13 protein-coding genes are annotated in these 17,064 nt (G+C 73.3%); 5 read left to right on the top strand and 8 right to left on the bottom strand.

The genetic code is table 11. From position 1 onward, the window contains the following. Positions 1–10 precede the first annotated feature (10 nt). Both ABT127_RS02515 and ABT127_RS02510 read right to left on the bottom strand, forming a co-directional pair. Complete coding sequence (locus tag ABT127_RS02515; protein WP_351444017.1) at positions 11–1,627, bottom strand: L-lactate permease; 1,617 nt, start codon at positions 1,625–1,627, stop codon at positions 11–13. A 147-nt stretch (positions 1,628–1,774) separates the two neighbouring features. Continuing rightward, a complete protein-coding gene (locus ABT127_RS02510) occupies positions 1,775–2,149 on the bottom strand; it encodes a DUF3499 domain-containing protein (protein WP_351444016.1) in 375 nt (124 codons plus the stop codon). 332 nt (positions 2,150–2,481) lie between these two features. Between ABT127_RS02510 and ABT127_RS02505 the strand changes: the two genes are divergently transcribed. Beyond that, positions 2,482–2,949 (top strand): metallopeptidase family protein, encoded by a 468-nt coding sequence (locus tag ABT127_RS02505; protein WP_351444063.1) that lies wholly within the window; start codon positions 2,482–2,484, stop codon positions 2,947–2,949. A gap of 21 nt (positions 2,950–2,970) precedes the next feature. Here ABT127_RS02505 and ABT127_RS02500 read toward each other — a convergent pair whose 3' ends face one another. The 3 genes from ABT127_RS02500 to ABT127_RS02490 all read right to left on the bottom strand — a co-directional run bounded on the left by ABT127_RS02500 (position 2,971) and on the right by ABT127_RS02490 (position 8,638). Next, on the bottom strand, positions 2,971–4,461 hold the full coding sequence (locus tag ABT127_RS02500; RefSeq protein WP_351444015.1) for a DUF5719 family protein: 1,491 nt from the start codon (positions 4,459–4,461) through the stop codon (positions 2,971–2,973). Beyond that, positions 4,458–8,210: a glycosyltransferase gene (locus ABT127_RS02495; protein ID WP_351444014.1), complete on the bottom strand. Its 3,753-nt coding sequence runs from the start codon at positions 8,208–8,210 to the stop codon at positions 4,458–4,460. The genes ABT127_RS02500 and ABT127_RS02495 overlap by 4 nt, the downstream gene beginning before the upstream one ends. Positions 8,211–8,374: 164 nt before the next feature. Continuing rightward, on the bottom strand, positions 8,375–8,638 hold the full coding sequence (locus ABT127_RS02490) for a WhiB family transcriptional regulator (RefSeq protein WP_351444013.1): 264 nt from the start codon (positions 8,636–8,638) through the stop codon (positions 8,375–8,377). A 724-nt stretch (positions 8,639–9,362) separates the two neighbouring features. Here ABT127_RS02490 and ABT127_RS02485 point away from each other — a divergent pair. From ABT127_RS02485 to ABT127_RS02475, 3 genes are read left to right on the top strand one after another with little or no spacing between them, the layout of a single operon-like run. Beyond that, entirely contained in the window at positions 9,363–9,857 is a 495-nt protein-coding gene (locus ABT127_RS02485; protein WP_351444012.1) for a cysteine dioxygenase, read from the top strand. 43 nt (positions 9,858–9,900) lie between these two features. Continuing rightward, entirely contained in the window at positions 9,901–10,869 is a 969-nt protein-coding gene (gene cofD / locus ABT127_RS02480) for a 2-phospho-L-lactate transferase (protein ID WP_351444011.1), read from the top strand. After that, positions 10,866–12,158 (top strand): coenzyme F420-0:L-glutamate ligase, encoded by a 1,293-nt coding sequence (locus tag ABT127_RS02475; RefSeq protein WP_351444010.1) that lies wholly within the window; start codon positions 10,866–10,868, stop codon positions 12,156–12,158. Before cofD ends, ABT127_RS02475 begins: the two co-directional genes overlap by 4 nt. Positions 12,159–12,195: 37 nt before the next feature. Here the strand turns inward: ABT127_RS02475 and ABT127_RS02470 are convergent, their stop codons facing one another. The 3 genes from ABT127_RS02470 to ABT127_RS02460 all read right to left on the bottom strand — a co-directional run bounded on the left by ABT127_RS02470 (position 12,196) and on the right by ABT127_RS02460 (position 16,067). Beyond that, positions 12,196–13,224 (bottom strand): DNA-3-methyladenine glycosylase family protein, encoded by a 1,029-nt coding sequence (locus tag ABT127_RS02470; RefSeq protein ID WP_351444009.1) that lies wholly within the window; start codon positions 13,222–13,224, stop codon positions 12,196–12,198. Positions 13,225–13,545: 321 nt separating this feature from the next. Beyond that, complete coding sequence (manB, locus tag ABT127_RS02465) at positions 13,546–14,628, bottom strand: mannose-1-phosphate guanylyltransferase (RefSeq protein ID WP_351444008.1); 1,083 nt, start codon at positions 14,626–14,628, stop codon at positions 13,546–13,548. Positions 14,629–14,717: 89 nt separating this feature from the next. Further along, the gene (locus ABT127_RS02460; protein WP_351444006.1) at positions 14,718–16,067 is read right to left on the bottom strand and encodes a peptidoglycan recognition protein family protein; all 1,350 of its coding nucleotides are present in this window, start codon (positions 16,065–16,067) and stop codon (positions 14,718–14,720) included. A 236-nt stretch (positions 16,068–16,303) separates the two neighbouring features. Here ABT127_RS02460 and ABT127_RS02455 point away from each other — a divergent pair, with 236 nt between their 5' ends. Next, positions 16,304–17,044, top strand: coding sequence for a TIGR03089 family protein (locus tag ABT127_RS02455; RefSeq protein ID WP_351444005.1), 741 nt, complete (start codon positions 16,304–16,306; stop codon positions 17,042–17,044). Positions 17,045–17,064: the final 20 nt, after the last annotated feature.

The raw sequence follows: 17,064 nt of genomic DNA, 5'->3' as shown, positions 1-17,064 counted from the left end.
CACGCGAGGGTCACGGCAGCATCCAGGACAGCACCGCCGTGCTCTGCGCGAACACGATGAGACACATCACGAGCAGCAGTCCCAGGCTCCACGGCAGCACCTTGCGCAGCAGATCGCCCTCCCGGCCGGCGAGGCCGACGGCCGCGCAGGCGATGGTGAGGTTCTGCGGGGAGATCATCTTGCCGAGGACACCGCCCGAGCTGTTCGCCGCGGCGAGGAGTTCCGGCGACAGGCCCGACTGCTGGGCGGCCGTCACCTGAAGGGCGCCGAAGAGGGCGTTGGCCGAGGTGTCGGAGCCGGAGACCGCGACGCCGAACCAGCCGAGGACGGGCGACAGGAAGGCGAGGCCCGCGCCCGCCGCGGCCACGAAGTGCCCGATGGTGGCGGCCTGTCCGGAGAGGTTCATGACGTAGGCGAGGGCGAGGACGCTCGTCACGGTGAGGATCGCGAACCGCAGTTCGTGCACGGTTGCCAGCCACTCACGTGCCGCTACGCGCGCGTGCACGCCGAGCACCACCGCCGTGCACAGGCCCGCGATCAGGACGAGGGTGCCTCCGGTGGAGACGAGCGGCAGCGTGAAGACATTGCCGCTCACCGGGTGCCCGTCCGGGCCGGCGACGTTCAGGAAGGGCCAGTCGAAGACGCGGTTCGCCTCGGCGAGCCGGTCCTTGACGGCCGGGATCTGGGCGAGGGAGAAGATCACGACGATGAACGCGTACGGGGCGTAGGCGCGCAGCACTTCGCGTCGCGGGTCCTCCTCGTCGAGGTCTTCGCTGCGTACGCCGGTGAGGACCGCGGCGCGCACCGGCTCGGCGGCGGGCCTGCGCGCCTGCGGGACGGCGACCAGGGCGGCAGCGCCGATCAACGCGGCTCCGATGTCGGCGAGTTGCGCGGAGACGTAGTTGGAGGCCGCGAACTGGACGGCGGCGAAGGCGACTCCGCAGGCCAGCGCGGGCACCCAGGTCTCGCGCAGCCCGCGCCGCCCGTCGACCAGGCCGACGAGGACGAGCGGCACGACGAGCGCGAGCAGCGGTGTCTGCCGGCCCACCACGGAGGCGACGGAGTCCAGGGGCAGTCCGGTGACCTGGGCGAGCGTCACGACCGGGGTGCCCATGGCGCCGAAGGCGACCGGCGCGGTGTTGGCCACCAGGGAGACGACCGCGGCCTTCACCGGGTCGAATCCGAGCGCGACGAGCATCACCGAGCAGATCGCGACGGGCGCGCCGAATCCGGCGAGGGCTTCGAGGAGCGCGCCGAAGCAGAACGCGATGACGAGGGCCTGGATGCGCGGGTCGTCGGAGAGCCGGCCGAAGGAGCGGCGCAGGATGTCGAAGTGCCGGGTGCGGACCGTCATCCGGTACACCCACAGGGCGTTGACGACGATCCACAGGATGGGGAAGAGCCCGAAGAGCGCGCCCTGCGCGCCGCTGGAGAGGGTCTGGCCGAGCGGCATGCCGTACGCGAGCCAGGCGACCAGGACGGCGACGCCCAGGCCGATGAGCCCCGCGCGGTGGGCCTTCATGCGCACGGCGCCGAGCAGGACGAGGACGGTGACGAGGGGCAGGGCCGCGACGAGGGCGGACAGGCCGAGGGAGCCGCCTACGGGCTCCAGTTGCTGGACGAACACGGGCGCCTCCCGGAATCCCGGATTCCCATGGACAGGGTGGCGAAAATGTTCTGTCCACAACAAACGCGCGTCAACGCTCGGGACGCGGATGGTGGCGAAGATCCGGTGAAGGCGACTGCCGGGGGCGCGCTGTGCCCCCGTATGCGGTCAGTTGTCGGGCGAGCGCAGGACCCTGAGGTGGCCGCGGCGGGCGACCTCCATGGGGTCGGCGGTGCGCGGGCCGCCACCGGCCTCGGCGGCGCGCTCCTGGGGGCGGGCCGCCTCGCGCACGGCGTTGGCGAGGGCCTCCAGGTCGTCGCCGCTGGGGCGGGCGGGAGCGCTGCCGTCGGTGAGGCGGACGACCTCCCAGCCGCGCGGCGCGGTGAGGCGCTCGGAGTGCTCGGCGCACAGGTCGTAGCAGTGAGGTTCGGCGTAGGTGGCGAGGGGGCCGAGGACCGCGGTCGAGTCGGCGTAGACGTACGTCAGCGTCGCGACGGCGGGACGGCCGCAAGCGGTGCGCGAACAGCGACGTACAGGGCTCACAGCGTTGGACGGTACCGCACTCTTGAGCGGGCCGCGACGACTCTCCCCGAGGTCACCCCACCGTGTCGTGGTGTGAGACGGCGCACACCGGCTCGCACGGGCTCCTTCGTGACCTGCGGCGACCCGGGGTCGTACGCCCTGCGGCGCAGTTGAAAGCGGTCACCACTCGGGACAAATGGCGTCGATTTTCACGAGTTCAACGGTCCGGGAGAGATACGGAATCCGGCCCAAGAATGGCTTGATCGGTCGGGAAGCGACATGCGACGGCCCGCCCGGGACTGTCCCGCTTCGTGCACCGCTCCGGCGTCTCCACGGACTACGCTGCGTCGGTGATGGAAAGGTCAGAGAGTCAGGCGCCACGATCCCCCGGCGAGCCGCGTCCACCGCGCCGCCGTGACCGGCACGGCCGGGGCATGCGCGGGCCCGTGGCGCCCCCGCAGGTGCCGCTGTCGGCGAGCCGCGCCGACACCTTCGCGGACCTCGTGCAGGACTCCGTGGAGCGCCTGGAGCGGCGCTGGCCGCAGCTGGCCGAGGTCGACTTCCTCGTCCTGGAGGTGCCGCGGCTGACGGCCGAGGACGAGGCGTGGGGCGGCGACTCGGTGCCGCTGGGCGGCACGATCCCGGCGCGGGAGGACAGCCCCGCGCGCGTGGTGGTCTACCGGCGGCCCATCGAGATCCGCACCAAGGGCCGCGACGAGCGCGCGGCCCTGGTGCACGACGTGGTCGTCGAGCAGGTCGCCGAGGTCCTGGGGCTCACCCCGGAGACCGTCGATCCCCGCTACGGGGACGAGGAGGACTGACCGGCCCGCCCCGCGCCCCGGCTACTGCTGGAGCACCGACAGGTTCTCGTCCGACTGGGGCACCGAGACCGTCCCGCGGTCGTCCGGCAGCGTCTGGATCGTGAACGCCGGGACGCCGTCCTGCTTCTCCTCCAGCATCCGCGAGCCGTGGACCTTGCCGCCCGACACGGGCTCGACGGTCAGTGCGTACGCGCCCTTCAGGCCGCTCGGCACCGGCGGGGTGACCGACAGGGTCGTCCCGCCCTTGACCGTGTACTCCTTCGTGACCGGGGTGCCGCCCTCGGAGCCCGCCGACGCGGTGACCTTCACCCTGCCGGTGGCGCCGGGCGCGGTCAGGGCGAGCGTGGAGCCCTTTGCACGGTTGTCGGCGACCGTCGCGCGCGTGCCGATGTCGCCGGTCGCCGGGATGAACGCGGTCTCCTGGTCGGCGCCCTTGCCGCGCGTGACGCGCAGCGCGGCCACCACCGGCACGGAGTCCTCGCTCGGGGTCAGGATCAGCGAGCCCGGGTCGCCGCGGGTGACGTCCTTCAGGTCGACGGCGGTCGTCATGCCGGACTTCACGTGCAGCGTGTCGTGCCCGGCGGGCGTGATCTTGCCGCTGGACGTGGCGAGCTGGAGCTTCAGGTCGGCGTCGTCCTGGCCCGGCGCGAAGGCCACCAGGCGGACGTCCGTGGCGTCCTTAGGGATGCCGGGCAGCACCAGGGAGGGCGCCGGGTCGGTGGAGGCGGGGAGCCAGTCGCCGCCCAGCTTCGCGTCGGCGGCGGAGACGGCGGCCGCGACCCGGCCGCTGCGCGCGGTGACGTGCAGCGTCAGGTTCGAGTACGCCGTGTCGGTCAGGGTCGACAGCAGCACCGGGACGCTGGAGTGCGCCGCGATCTGGATGCCCTCGCCGACCTCGGACTTGATGGCGCCGTCCGGGCCGTACAGCTGGACGTCGACGACCGCGGGCTCGTCGTCCGGGTTCGTGAGGTGGATGTAGTCGCTGCGGTCCTTGGCGGTGGAGGCACCGGGGAAGTAGAAGTCGGTGTCGGGCTGCGAGCAGTCCACGCCGAGCAGGCCGCGACCCGTGCCCACGTCCACCGTGGTGGTCTGCTGGACGGTCCAGCCGGGCGCGAGGGCGCCGTCGGCGGTGCCGACCAGGGCCGGCGCGTCGCCTCCCGAGGCGTCACCCGTGGCGGGCTTGCCGGGCTCCTTCGGAGTGACGACCGGCTTGGCCTTCTTGCTCTTGCCTCCGTCGTCACCGCTGTCGGTCGCGCTCGTCCCTGCGGGCATCAGCTGCGCGGTGCCCTTGCCCTCGGTGCCCGCGGACTTCGGGGTGTACGAGGTGTACGCCGTCTCCGCGAGGTCGGACTGGCCGGGCTGCGGGCACAGCAGGCTGGAGCGCTCGACGGGCAGCCGGGCCGCCGCCTTGACGGGGGTGCCGTCCTCGCCCCCGGACCGGACGGAGGCGAACCCCGTGACGGCGGCCAGGGCGGTCGCGGCGGCGATCAGGGACAGGGTCGTGCGGTTCACTGCTGGCTCCCGTCGGGGTGCTCACCGTCGGCGCCGGTGCCGCGCTGCGGCTGCTGCTGCTCGTACGTCGGGTCGTACGGCGCCTGTTGGTCGTACGCGGGCTGCTGCTCGTACCCGCCGTGCTGGTCGTACCCGGCCTGCTGGTCGTAACCGGCTTGCTGGTCGTACGGGACCTGCTGGTCGTAGCCGCTTCCGTAGGCGTACGGGTCGTACTGGCCGGCCTGGTAGGGGTCGGCCTGCTGGTCGTACCCGTAGCCGCCCTGCTGCTGGTACTGCTGCTCCCCCGCGGTGTACGCGCCGTACTCGGCGCCCGCGTAACTGGGCTGCTCCCACTCGCCGTACGACTGCTGCTGCGGGATGTCCGCGACCTGGGCCGCGTCCTCGGCGGGAGCCTGCGCGTCCGGGGCGGACTGCTCGGCCTCCGCCTCCGCCTGGGCGCGCAGCCTGCGCGCCCTGCGGCCCTCGCCCTCGACGGCCTGGGCGGGCACGACGGGCTCCTCGGGGAGGTCGTCGTCGATGTCCTTGCGGCGGCCCGGCAGGGCGAGGACCACGAGGACGATCGCGAGCAGGCCCTGCGCCCACAGCCACGCGGTGTGGGTGAACGGCGTGTCGTAGGTGACGTCCAGCCGGCCGCCCGACGCGGGCAGTTCGAAGCCCTGCGCCCAGCCGTCGACCGTCGTCTTCGTCAGCGGGGTGCCGTCGAGGGTGGCGGTCCAGCCCTCGGCGGCCTGGTCGGCGAGGCGCAGGACGCGGCCGTCCTTGCCCGCGCCCACGGTCGTGTGGATGTCGACGGGGCCCGCGGCGACCGGCAGGGCGGCGTCCGAGGTGGACCCGGAGTCCGCCGTGGGCAGGACGACCGCCCGCGCCACCTGGCGGTCGATGCGCCACAGCGCGGTGCCGTCCTGCTGGCTGAGCCGGGTCAGGCCCGGGGTGGAGTCCAGGACGCGGCCCATCTCGCGCGGCGCACCGTCCCGCAGGAGGACGTAGCGCACGGCGAAGCCGCCGAGCTGGTCCGCCTGGTCGGCGCCGGAGCCCGCGACCAGGTTGGCGACGACCTTGTCGAGGCGGCCGTTCTCGCCCGCCGCGTCGGTCAGTTCGCCGTCGCCGAGGCGGGCGCCCGCGCCGCGCACCAGCGCGTACGACACGTCGCCCGTGTCGCCGTCGAGGACGAGCGTGCGGGCCTGGTCGCGCGTGCCGGCCTCCTCGGCGACGAACGCCGGGACCTGCACCGGGTCGCGCCGCTCCAGCGGGCCGTCGGCGCCGCGGATCATCCAGCCCGCGGCGAGCAGCAGCGGGCCCGCGGCAGCGGCGAACGCGATCAGCGCGGCCACCGGCTGACGCCAGCCGAAGCTCTGCTCGGCCACGCGCGTGCGGGCGCCGTCGGCGCCGAGCGCGGAGGCGGCGAGGAGGGCGATGCCGTAGACGAGGGTGGCGGGGCCGGCCCACGTCGAGCTGTTGGAGAGCACCGCGAAGACCAGGGCCACGAGGGCGACTGTCCACGCGGCGAGGACCGCGAGGCGGCGCTCCTGGCGCAGCAGCGCGGCGAGCGCGGCCAGGACGAGGCCGATGAGCAGCAGGCTGCCCATGGTGCCGGGGCCGCCCGGGGAGGCGCCGAGCAGACCGAGCGCGCCGGCCGAGCCCTTGCCGAACGGGAGTCCGGCCTCGGTGAAGAAGCCGAGCGGGAGCAGCGACAGCGACCACGGGGCGAGCACCAGGAGCGGTGTGCCGAGCGCGGCGAGGAAGCGCAGTCCGTAGGCGGTGATGTCGTCACGGCGCACCACGAGGAGCGCGAGGCCGAGGACGAGGGCCATCGGCCACACGATGGGGGTGAAGGCCGTCGTGACCGTCAGCAGGAGGGCGTACGCCCAGGTGGCGCGCCAACTGCCGCGGGCTCCCCGGTCGTTCATGAGCCCGGATGCCGAGGCACCCGCGCGGGCGATGAGCGGGAGCAGGATCGCGAGCACCGAGGTGCCGACCCGGCCGCCCGCGAGGGCGCCGGTGGCGGCGGGCAGGAACGCGTACGCGACGGCGGCCCACGCGCGCAGCAGCCGCGACTCGACCAGCGGCCGGGACGCGAAGTACGCGGTGAATCCGGCGAGCGGCACCGAGCCGATGAGCAGCACGGTGACCGCGAGTCCGGTGGAGCCGAACAGGACGGTGGAGAGCGCGGCGACGACGGCCAGGTAGGGCGGCGCGGCCTGGGTGCCGCCCGTGCTGGTGGCATGCCAGGCGTCGAGGTAGCGCCCCCACAGATCGGAGGCGTCACCGGGGGCGGGCAGCAGCGCGCCGCCCGCGAGCGCCCCGCCGCCCAGCAGACCGCGGCAGGCGATCAGGGAGACGAAGAGCAGGACGACGAAGAGCAGCGGTCCGGGGTTGCGGGCGATGCGCTTGAGCCGGGCGAACTGCTCGACCTCGAAGAACTCGTCGTCGCCCGGCCCCGATTCGAGGCCGCCGCCGCCGTGCCGTCCGGCGGTCGTGGTCTCGGGGTCCGCGGCGCCGAAGAGATTGCCGGCGACCTGCTCGACGGTGAGCCGCACGGTCGCGCCCGGCGGCGGGAACAGCGGCCTGAGTTCCTTGGGGTCGACGACTCCCTTGCCGCGCTGACGTCGCCCGGCCATGATCCGGCCCGGCCGCAGCAGCGTCGCGAGCAGACCGGTGATCTCGTCGAAGGCCTGTCCGGGCACCTTGCCGACCAGGTACGCGACGGTGCGCAGCACGGTGCCGACGAGGAGCCGGACGAGGATCCAGGGGAGCGTCGCCGTGCGCGCGTTCACCAACAGGGTGTAGACGGCGCCCGCCTTGTCGACCTTGTGCGGGGAGGACGCGGTGCGGCCCACGCAGTCGACGGTGCGGCGCTCGCGCGAGGACGCCTCCGCGTGCCGCACGACGGCGTCGGGTGCGACGACGACGCGGTGGCCGGCGGCCTGGGCGCGCCAGCACAGGTCGAGGTCGTCGCGCATCAGCGGCAGCCGGCGGTCGAATCCGCCGAGCTGCTCGAAGACGTCCCGGCGGATCAGCATGCCGGCGGTGGACACGGACAGGACGGGCCGCACGTGGTCGTGCTGTCCCTGGTCCTGCTCGCGGCGGTCGAGGCCGGTCCAGCGGCGCCCGGAGTGGGCGACGGAGACGCCGACCTCGAGCAGCTGCCTGCGGTCGTACCAGCCGCGCAGCTTGGGGCCGACGATCGCGACGTCTGAGCCCGCCTCGCGCTCCGCCTCGACGACGGCGAGCAGCTGGGCGAGCGCGTCGGGTTCGGGCGCGCAGTCGTCGTGCAGCAGCCACAGCCACTGCTCGGGCTCGCCGTGCGGGAGGTCCGGCAGGTCGTACGCGTCGTCGCGCCAGGAGCGGCTGACGGGGTCCCAGCCGCTGGGGCGCTTCAGGTACGGCAGCTCTTCGGGCGTGAGGATCCCGGCGCTGCGCACCGCCTCCTCGACGGCCTGGCCGAAGCCGGTGCGGCGGGCGAGGTGCAGGACGCGCTCGTCGCCGATCGCGCTCGCGACGAGGGCCGCGGAGTCGTCGGCGCTGCCGGTGTCGGCCGCCACCGCGTTCTGCACCGGGCGCTCCTGGCCGAGCACTCCTGACAGGGCGTCGGGCAGCCAGCGCGCGCCGTCGTGCGAGACGAGGACGGCGGTGACGACATGCCTGGGGAACTCGGGGGCGCTGCTCGGGTCGAGCCCTGCGGCGTGCCCCGGGTTGAACGCGGCGGCGGCAGTGCCGAATTGGTCTGCCGAGTGGCTGTGCACGGACATCGAGGTACGGGCCCCGGTTCGTTGGACTGCGGTGGACACCCGTGGCGCACGGGGGCGCTGGGGTGTCTCGGACGGGACCTCACACTAACGGCTGCCGACAACAGCGGCCCGCCGCCTGTGGATAACCCACCTGCGCCGGGCCGTACGTACCGCAAATATGGGGACTAGACAGCGGCTTTCTTCAGCCGCCGGCGCTCGCGCTCGGACAGGCCGCCCCAGATGCCGAACCGCTCGTCGTTGGCGAGCGCGTACTCGAGGCACTCGGAGCGGACCTCGCACGCCAGGCAGACCTTCTTGGCCTCCCTCGTGGAGCCGCCCTTCTCGGGGAAGAAGGACTCGGGGTCGGTCTGGGCGCACAGCGCGCGCTCCTGCCAGCCGAGTTCCTCTTCCGCGTCCTCGACCAGCAGATCCGAAAACGACTCGGTCATAGTGCGCCCCTCGTCTGTCCGTGCGTCCCCGTGATGTTGCCGTTACCGATTTCGGCTGAACGACACGAGTGAAATTACAAGTGTGCCGATCCGGGGCAGTCAAGCCGGGATCTGCTATTGGGCCCCTTATTCACTCTGCGGAACCAAGGCTATGCGGAAAGTGCGCAAATCGGCAAAAACCGTGACACTTGCCAGCGGCCCATTCAGCTGATCCCGGCCGCCCGAGCCCATGGAGTCGCCACACAAGAAGGGACGCCGCGGAGTTGGATCTCGTTCCGGCGGCGCCCGCGGAGCGAACCTGATCACATTCGGATCACAGGATCGCCACGACGTTTGCGCGCCGGTTCACTGCGCCAAGTGTCCGCGCCCTGCCCTGAACAAACCTTTCGCCAAACAGAACAACCGGAAAGGGCTAAAGATATCTCGCATTCCGGACATTGGGTTGACAGGGGAGGCATGAACCGGTGTTCTGGTGGGCATGCTCGCGAACTTCGCACTCATGACGACGACCGGCACCGCCGGGTCCGTCTGTGCTGCCCGCGCGCACCACAGCTGTTGCTGTTCCAGCTGTTGAGTCGTTGAGCCTGTGGGCTCCGACCGCGTCTCCTCCTCCGCGTGACCTCTGCACGACCACCGCATGACCTCTCTCCACATGCTGCATGGCCCGTCTGCAAGGCAAACGACCCGTCTGATCGACCTGTACGACTGAGGAACCCCACACTCGATGAACAGCGACAGCGACCTCCAGATCGCCGGCGACATCCTCGAAGTCCCCCACCTGCTCCAGCCCGCGCGGGAACACCCCGAGACCGTGGCCGAGTTCGTGGGGCTCGCCCGTTCGCTCGCCGCCGACCGCTCCCAGTGGGCGCACCTGGTCGAGTTCGACGCGACGACCCGCTGGTACCACCGGCTGCGCACCGGCCCCGGCTACGAGGTGTGGCTGCTGTCCTGGGTGCCCGGGCAGGGCAGCGGGCTGCACGACCACGGCCGCTCGTCCGGCGTGCTGACGCTGCTCCAGGGAGAACTGACGGAGCGTTCGGAGCGGGGGGTGCGGACGCTCGCGGCGGGCGCGCAGCGGGTCTTCGCGCCGGGGTACGTCCACGAGGTGGTCAACGACTCCCTCGAACCCGCCGTCAGCCTGCACATCTACTACCCCGGCCTGACCGACATGCCGATGCACACCGCCGCGTGCTCGGTCGCCGCCGAGGCCACTGCCTGAGACCGGCTGACGTGTTGTCGGTGCTGCCTGCGATGCTGGGCGCATGCGCATTGTGGTTCTGGCAGGCGGCATCGGTGGTGCCCGGTTCCTTCGCGGTCTGAAGCTGGCGGCTCCGGACGCGGACATCACCGTCATCGGCAACACCGGGGACGACATCCATCTCTTCGGCCTGAAGGTCTGTCCGGATCTCGACACGGTGATGTACACCCTGGGCGGTGGCATCAACGAGGAGCAGGGCTGGGGCCGCACCGACGAGACCTTCAAGGTCAAGGAGGAGCTGGCGGCGTACGGGGTCGGGCCGGAGTGGTTCGGGCTCGGCGACCGGGACTTCGCCACCCACATCGTCCGTACGCAGATGCTGGCCGCGGGCTTCCCGCTGAGCGCCGTCACCGAGGCGCTGTGCGAGCGCTGGCAGCCGGGCGTACGGCTCATCCCCATGTCCGACGACCGCGTCGAGACCCATGTGGCGGTGGATGTCGACGGGGAGCGCAAGGCCGTTCACTTCCAGGAGTACTGGGTGCGGCTGCGGGCGTCCGTGGACGCGCAGGCCGTCGTCCCGGTCGGGGCCGAGCAGGCGAAGCCCGCGCCGGGCGTCCTGGAGGCCATCGCCGAGGCCGACGTCATCCTCTTCCCGCCGTCGAACCCCGTGGTCAGCGTGGGAACCATCCTCGCCGTGCCCGGCATCCGGGAGGCCATCGCCGAGGCGGGAGTGCCGGTCGTCGGGCTCTCTCCGATCGTGGGCGACGCCCCGGTGCGCGGAATGGCCGACAAGGTGCTCTCCGCGGTCGGCGTCGAGTCCAGTGCCGCCGCCGTCGCCGAGCACTACGGGTCGGGGCTGCTCGACGGCTGGCTCGTCGACACCGTGGACGAAGGCGCCGTGGAGCGCGTCGAAGCGGCCGGAATCCGCTGCCGGGCCGTGCCGCTGATGATGACCGACCCGGAGGTGGGCACCGCCGCCGCCGAGATGGCCCGCGTCGCCCTCGCCCTCGCCGAGGAGGTGCGGGGCGCGTGAGCGAACTGCGCGTGTGGGCCGTGCCCGGGATCCCCGAGGTGCGCGAGGGCGACGACCTGGCGAAGCTGATCGCCGCCGCCGAGCCGGGCCTCGTGGACGGCGACATCGTGCTCGTCACCTCGAAGATCGTCTCCAAGGCGGAGGGGCGGCTGGTCCGCGCCGACGACCGGGAGGCCGCCATCGACGCCGAGACCGTGCGGGTCGTCGCACGGCGCGGCACGCTCCGGATCGTGGAGAACCGGCAGGGCCTGGTGATGGCCGCGGCCGGGGTCGACGCCTCCAACACCCCGGCCGGGACCGTCCTGCTGCTGCCCGAGGACCCCGACGCGTCGGCCGAGGCCGTCCGGGCCGGGCTGCGGGACGCGCTCGGCGTCGAGGTCGGCGTCGTCGTCACCGACACCTTCGGCCGCCCCTGGCGCAACGGGCTGACCGACATCGCCATCGGGGCCGCCGGTGTGCGCGTCCTGGAGGATCTGCGCGGCGGCACGGACGCGTACGGCAATCCGCTGAGCGCGACCGTGGTGGCCACCGCCGACGAGCTGGCCGGGGCCGGGGATCTCGTGAAGGGCAAGGCCGGCGGGCTGCCGGTCGCCGTGGTGCGCGGGCTCGGCGAGGCCGTGGCGGCCGAGCAGGGCGGCGCGCGCGAGCTGGTGCGCAGCGCGCGGGACGACATGTTCCGGCTCGGGACCTCCGAAGCCGTGCGGGAGGCCGTGACGCAGCGGCGTACCGTGCGGGCGTTCACCGATGAGGCGGTCGATCCGGGGGCCGTGCGGCGGGCCGTCGCGGCCGCCGTGACCGCGCCCGCGCCGCATCACACGACACCGTGGCGGTTCGTGCTGCTGGAGTCCGCGGAGTCGCGGACGCGGCTGCTCGACGCGATGCGGGACGCCTGGGTCGCCGACCTGCGGCGGGACGGCAAGAGCGAGGAGTCCATCGCCAAGCGGGTGCGGCGCGGGGACGTGCTGCGCAACGCGCCGTACCTCGTGGTGCCGTGTCTCGTGATGGACGGGTCGCACACGTACGGGGACGAGCGGCGGGACGCCGCCGAGCGGGAGATGTTCGTCGTGGCCACCGGGGCCGGGGTGCAGAACTTCCTGGTGGCGCTGGCCGGTGAGCGGCTCGGCTCCGCCTGGGTCTCGTCGACCATGTTCTGCCGGGATGTCGTGCGCGGGGTGCTGGGGCTTCCGGACGACTGGGATCCGATGGGGGCCGTCGCCGTGGGGCATCCGGCTGTGGCGCCCGGTGAGCGGCCGGCCCGGGTCGTCTCGGAGTTCGTCAAGGTCCGGTAGGAGCGTTGCCGGGTGCGGCGCGGTCGCTCGCGCCGCTTCACCACTCCGCGATGTTCACCTTGCGCATCTTCGGGTGCCTGCGCGGGGGTGAGACGCCCGACAGCAGGATGAGGCGGGCCGCCCGGTGGCGCTGGCCCGCGTACGGGGCCAGGAGCTCCAGCATGTCGTCGTCCGTGGCGTCGCGGTTGCCCGCCAGGGCGTGGCCGACGATGCCGGGCAGGTGCAGGTCGCCGGTCGTGACCTCGTCCGGGGCGCCGTTCGTGCGCTGGATCGTCTCGGCCGAGGTCCAGGGGCCGATGCCGGGCACGAGTTCCAGGCGGGCCCTCGCCTCGGCCGGGGTCATCGCCGCCGCCTCCTCCAGGCGGCGGGCCACCTGGGCCGCGCGGATGATCGTCGAGGCCCGCTTGTTGTCGACGCCCGCCTTGTGCCACTCCCAGGACGGGATACGGGTCCAGGTGTACGGGTCCGGGGGGATCCGCATGCGCAGGTCCTGGCCGCCCGCCGGGCCCGGGGCCGGCTCGCCGAACTTGTGGAGCAGGAGACGCCAGGCGCGGTAGGCCTCGTCCGTCGTGACCTTCTGCTCCAGGATCGACGGGATCAGGGACTCCAGGACCAGGCCCGTGCTCGTCAGGCGCAGGCCGGGGCGGCGGCGGGCCGATTCGGCGAGCAGGCGGTGGCGGGGGACGAAGGGTTCCGGGTCGTCGCCCTCGCCGAGCAGGGCCGGGAGGCGGTCGAGGAACCAGGTCGCGCCCGGGCCCCAGGCGTCGGCTCGTACCGTGCCGTCCGGGGCGGTGGCGGTCAGGCGGAGGGAGCCGGGGCCTTCGGGGGTGCGGCTCGCTCGCCAGAGGGTGCCGTCGGCGGTGGCGCGGAAGGTGGGGTCCGCGGGGCCTCGGCGCAGGGGGCCGAGGGTGAGGCCCAGGTGGAGGGGGGACGGGGGCGTGTAGGTGCGGGTCGACTCCGTCGCGGGGAGGGGGGGTGTGGCGGGGCCGGGGATGGCGGGGGCGCCGCCGCGCACGGTGGTGCGGGTGGGTGCCTGGGTGCGGGGGGTGTATCGGCGGCCTGCCACTGGGGTCCTCTGTCGGGGGTGTGCCCTTAGAGGGTAGGGGGTCGGGGCATCGCTGCGTGAGTCGTCGGGTGCCGGCCCGGTGGGGGCTGGTCGCGCAGTTCCCCGCGCCCCTGAAAGATCCGCGCCTGCCCCGCAGGGGCCCGTCGCGAGCTGCAGGCCGGTGGACGCTTCTCGCGCAGGTCCCCGCGCCCCCGGAAGAACCGCGTCTGCCCCGCAGGGGCCCGTCGCGAGCTGCGGGCCGGTGGACGCTTCTCGTGCAGGTCCCCGCGCCCCTGAGGGGCCTGTGGCCTTCAGGGGCGTGGGGCGGGACGAGAGTCGGGGCTACTGGTCCGAGGAGAAGCGGACCGAGGCCGGCGGGAGGGTGGCGTCGCACCAGATGCGGACTCCGGCCCGGAGTTCGTTGTCGGCGCCCACGTGGGCGCCGTCGCCGATCACCGCGCCGGTGAGGACCGTGCGGGCGCCGATGGTGGCTCCCCTGCCGATGAGCGAGTCCGTGATCACCGCGCCGGGCTCGACGACCGCGCCGTCCAGGAGGGTGGAGCCGGAGATCCGGGCGCCCTCGCCCACGCGCGCCCCGGCGCCGACGACCGTGCCCTCGGTGAGCTTCGCGTCCGGGGCGACCACGGCAGAGTCGAGCACCAGGCGCTCGCCGCAGCGGCCGGGGACCGCCGGGGACGGGGCGCGGCCGAGCACCAGATCGGCCGAGCCGCGGACGAACGCCTGCGGGGTGCCGAGGTCCAGCCAGTACGTGGAGTCGACCATGCCCTGGAGGTGGGCGCCGGAGGAGAGGAGGTCCGGGAACGTCTCGCGCTCCACGGAGACCGGGCGGCCGGTCGGGATGGTGTCGATCACCGAGCGGCGGAAGACGTACGCGCCCGCGTTGATCTGGTCCGTCACGATCTCTTCCGGGGTCTGCGGCTTCTCCAGGAAGGCCGTCACCCGGCCCGTCGCGTCCGTGGGGACCAGGCCGTACGCGCGCGGGTCCTCCACCCGGGACAGGTGCAGGGAGACGTCCGCGCCGGTCGACTCGTGCTCGTGGACCAGGGCCGGGATGTCCAGGCCCGTCAGGATGTCGCCGTTGAAGATCAGGACCGGGTCGTCCGGCCCCGAGCGCAGGTGCGAGGCGACGTTGCGGATCGCCCCGCCGGTGCCGAGGGGCTCCACCTCGGTGACGTACTCCAGATGGAGGCCGAGGCGGGAGCCGTCGCCGAAGTACGGCTCGAAAACCTCGGCCAGATAGGAGGTGGCCAGGACGATGTGGTCGACGCCCGCCGCTTTCGCGCGCGCCAGCTGGTGCGTGAGGAACGGGACGCCCGCCGCCGGAACCATCGGCTTCGGCGTGTTCACGGTGAGGGGGCGCAGTCTGGTGCCCTTGCCGCCGACCAGGAGGATCGCTTCTGTCACCTGTCGTCTCTGCTTCCTGCTGGGGCCGGCCGAACTGTCTTTCGGCCGGCCAGTGTATGCAGACCGTTCGAGCAGCCCGGGAGCCGGCGTCAGCGACCCTGGAGACGGGCCGAGCTGCTACGGGCCGTGCCGAGCTTCTTGTAGAGACGGCGTCCCGGGCATTCGGTTGCGAACCCGTCCCGGTGACCGGAGATCACCTTCAGCCGTACATTCTTTCCCTTCTTGTACAGATTGCCACCGCCCGACTTCAGATACGTCGTGCCACGAGGGTTCGCCCCGTACAGGCCGAGTTTCCAGGCCGTGAGGCGTGCGATGGCGTTCACCGCGGCCGCCGGCGGGGTGGAGCTGCCGAAGGTGCCGAGGACGGCGATGCCCATGCTGTTGGTGTTGAAGCCGAGAGTGTGGGCGCCCATGACCGGTTTCGTGACGCCACCGGCCCGGCCCTCGTAGATGTTTCCGCATTTGTCGACGAGGAAGTTGTAGCCGATGTCCCGCCAGCCGCTGCTCTTCACGTGGTAGCGGTAGATACTGCGAATGACGGAAGAGGCCTGTGAGCAGCGGTAGTTGTTGCCGGAGGCGCTGTGGTGGACGAAGGCCGCCTTCACCGTCTTCGTGTAGCCGAACTGCCGCTCGCGCAGCTTCTCGTCGGCGCCCCAGCCCTTGCGGGTGATGATCCGCGGGCGCGGGCCGACGTAGGGGCGGGCCTTGGTCGCGTCGGCGTCGCCGCCGCGGGCCGCGATCACCTCGTCCTCCGTCTCCCGCTTCGTCAGGGCGGGGATGGCGCTCGCGCCGAGCGGGGCGAGGTCGGCGTTGACGGCGGAGGCGGCGGCGGTCTCCGCGCCGAGGGTCGCCCGGGGGCTGTCGGCCTCGGCGCCGGCGGCCGGCTCCTGGCCGGGGTCGACGAGTTCCAGGCGCAGGCCCTTGGGGAGCGGCTCGGCGTTCGGGTCCGCCGCGCGCGTTCCCGTCGCGGGTTCCTCGGCCTTGACCCGTACCTCCACGCCGTCGGAGTCGCCGACCCAGAGCGGGGCCGTCGCGCCGCGGACCGTGCTCGACGTGTGCTCCGCCGTGTCGGGGTCGGGGGCGTCGTCGCTGTGGGTCTCCACGTCCTGCCAGGTGGACCAGGTGGACGTGCCCGTGGTGCGGGTGCGGACCTGGACCTGGCCGTGGAGCTGGGTGTTCGGGTTGTCCCAGACCACGCCGACGAGGGAGAAGGGGTGGACGTCGCGACGGGGCAGGCCCTGTTCCCGCTGCTGCGGGGCGGCGGAGCGGGTGCTGGTGCCGGGCACCGCCAGGGGGGTGAGGGGGAGGGACTGGGTGGTGCCCGGGACGGATTCCTGCGCCGCGGGCTTCGCCGCGTGCGCGGCTGTGGGCAGGGTGAGGGGGAGGGTGAGGGCGGCCGCACAGGTGACGCCGATCGAGGAAGCAAGAAGACCACGCATGACCACGATCGTGGACATAGGTGGGTCATTCCGGCCAATGGGGCGGGTCATATGGGTGCCGGGAAGTCGGTTGCCGGGATGGAGGGTGACGGGGCGTCGGAGGCGGGGGCGCGGCGCCGGGGCTCGGGCCTGACGGGTGCTCACCCCGCACCGGGGGCCGCCTTGCCCACCCTGCCGCCCTTGGCGGCGGATTGCCCGAGGCGGGGGCGGGGTGGGGCGGGGCCTAGGGTGGGGGTGTGAACGATGTTGTGTTGACGGCTGGGCGGGTGCTCGACGAGGCGCTGCGGGGAGATCCCGGGCGGCCCCTCGTCACCTTCTACGACGACGCCACCGGCGAGCGGGTGGAGCTGTCCGTGGCCACGCTGGCCAACTGGGTGGCCAAGACCGCCAATCTGCTCCAGGGCGATCTGGGCGCCGAGCCCGGCGACCGGGTCGCCGTGCTGCTGCCCGCGCACTGGCAGACCGCGGTGTGGCTGCTCGCCTGTTCGAAGGTCGGCGTCGTCGCCGACGTCGGCGGGGACCCGGCCCGCGCCGACCTCGTCGTCACCGGCCCCGACACGCTGGACGCGGCGCGCGCCTGCTCCGGCGAGCGGGTCGCGCTCGCGCTGCGGCCGCTGGGCGGGCGGTTCCCGCAGCCGCCGGAGGGGTTCCTCGACTACGCGGTGGAGGTACCGGGCCAGGGCGACCGCTTCGCCCCCTTCGTCCCGGTCGATCCCGACGAGGTCGCGCTCGTCGTCGACGGTGTCGAGCTCACCGGCGCCGAGGTCGTGGCGAAGGCCCGCGCCGAGGCCACCGCTCCGGGCGAGCGCCTGCTGTCCGGGCTCGGGTACGACACCTGGCAGGGCCTCGCCGCCGGGCTCTTCGCACCGCTGGCGACCGGCGGTTCGGTGGTGCTCTGCCGACATCTCGACCGGCTCGACGACGCGGGCCTGGCCAAGCGCGTGGAGAGTGAACGGGTCACGGCGACCGCGAGGTAGCCCGTTCGGCTCAGCTCCCC

The sequence above is a fragment of the Streptomyces sp. NPDC001904 genome (assembly GCF_040297005.1).
Lineage (GTDB): Bacteria > Actinomycetota > Actinomycetes > Streptomycetales > Streptomycetaceae > Streptomyces.
The sequence above is the reverse complement of the archived record's forward strand: the minus strand, read 5'-3'. Positions and strand labels throughout refer to the sequence as shown.

What these genes read in the sequence shown, in the direction of transcription:
- ABT127_RS02505 (WP_351444063.1), top strand. Translation starts at nt 2,482, where the DNA reads ATGGAAAGGTCAGAGAGTCAGGCGCCACGATCCCCCGGCGAGCCGCGT.
- ABT127_RS02460 (WP_351444006.1), bottom strand. Translation starts at nt 16,067, where the DNA reads ATGCGTGGTCTTCTTGCTTCCTCGATCGGCGTCACCTGTGCGGCCGCC.
- cofD (WP_351444011.1), top strand. Translation starts at nt 9,901, where the DNA reads ATGCGCATTGTGGTTCTGGCAGGCGGCATCGGTGGTGCCCGGTTCCTT.
- ABT127_RS02485 (WP_351444012.1), top strand. Translation starts at nt 9,363, where the DNA reads ATGAACAGCGACAGCGACCTCCAGATCGCCGGCGACATCCTCGAAGTC.
- ABT127_RS02490 (WP_351444013.1), bottom strand. Translation starts at nt 8,638, where the DNA reads ATGACCGAGTCGTTTTCGGATCTGCTGGTCGAGGACGCGGAAGAGGAA.
- ABT127_RS02495 (WP_351444014.1), bottom strand. Translation starts at nt 8,210, where the DNA reads ATGTCCGTGCACAGCCACTCGGCAGACCAATTCGGCACTGCCGCCGCC.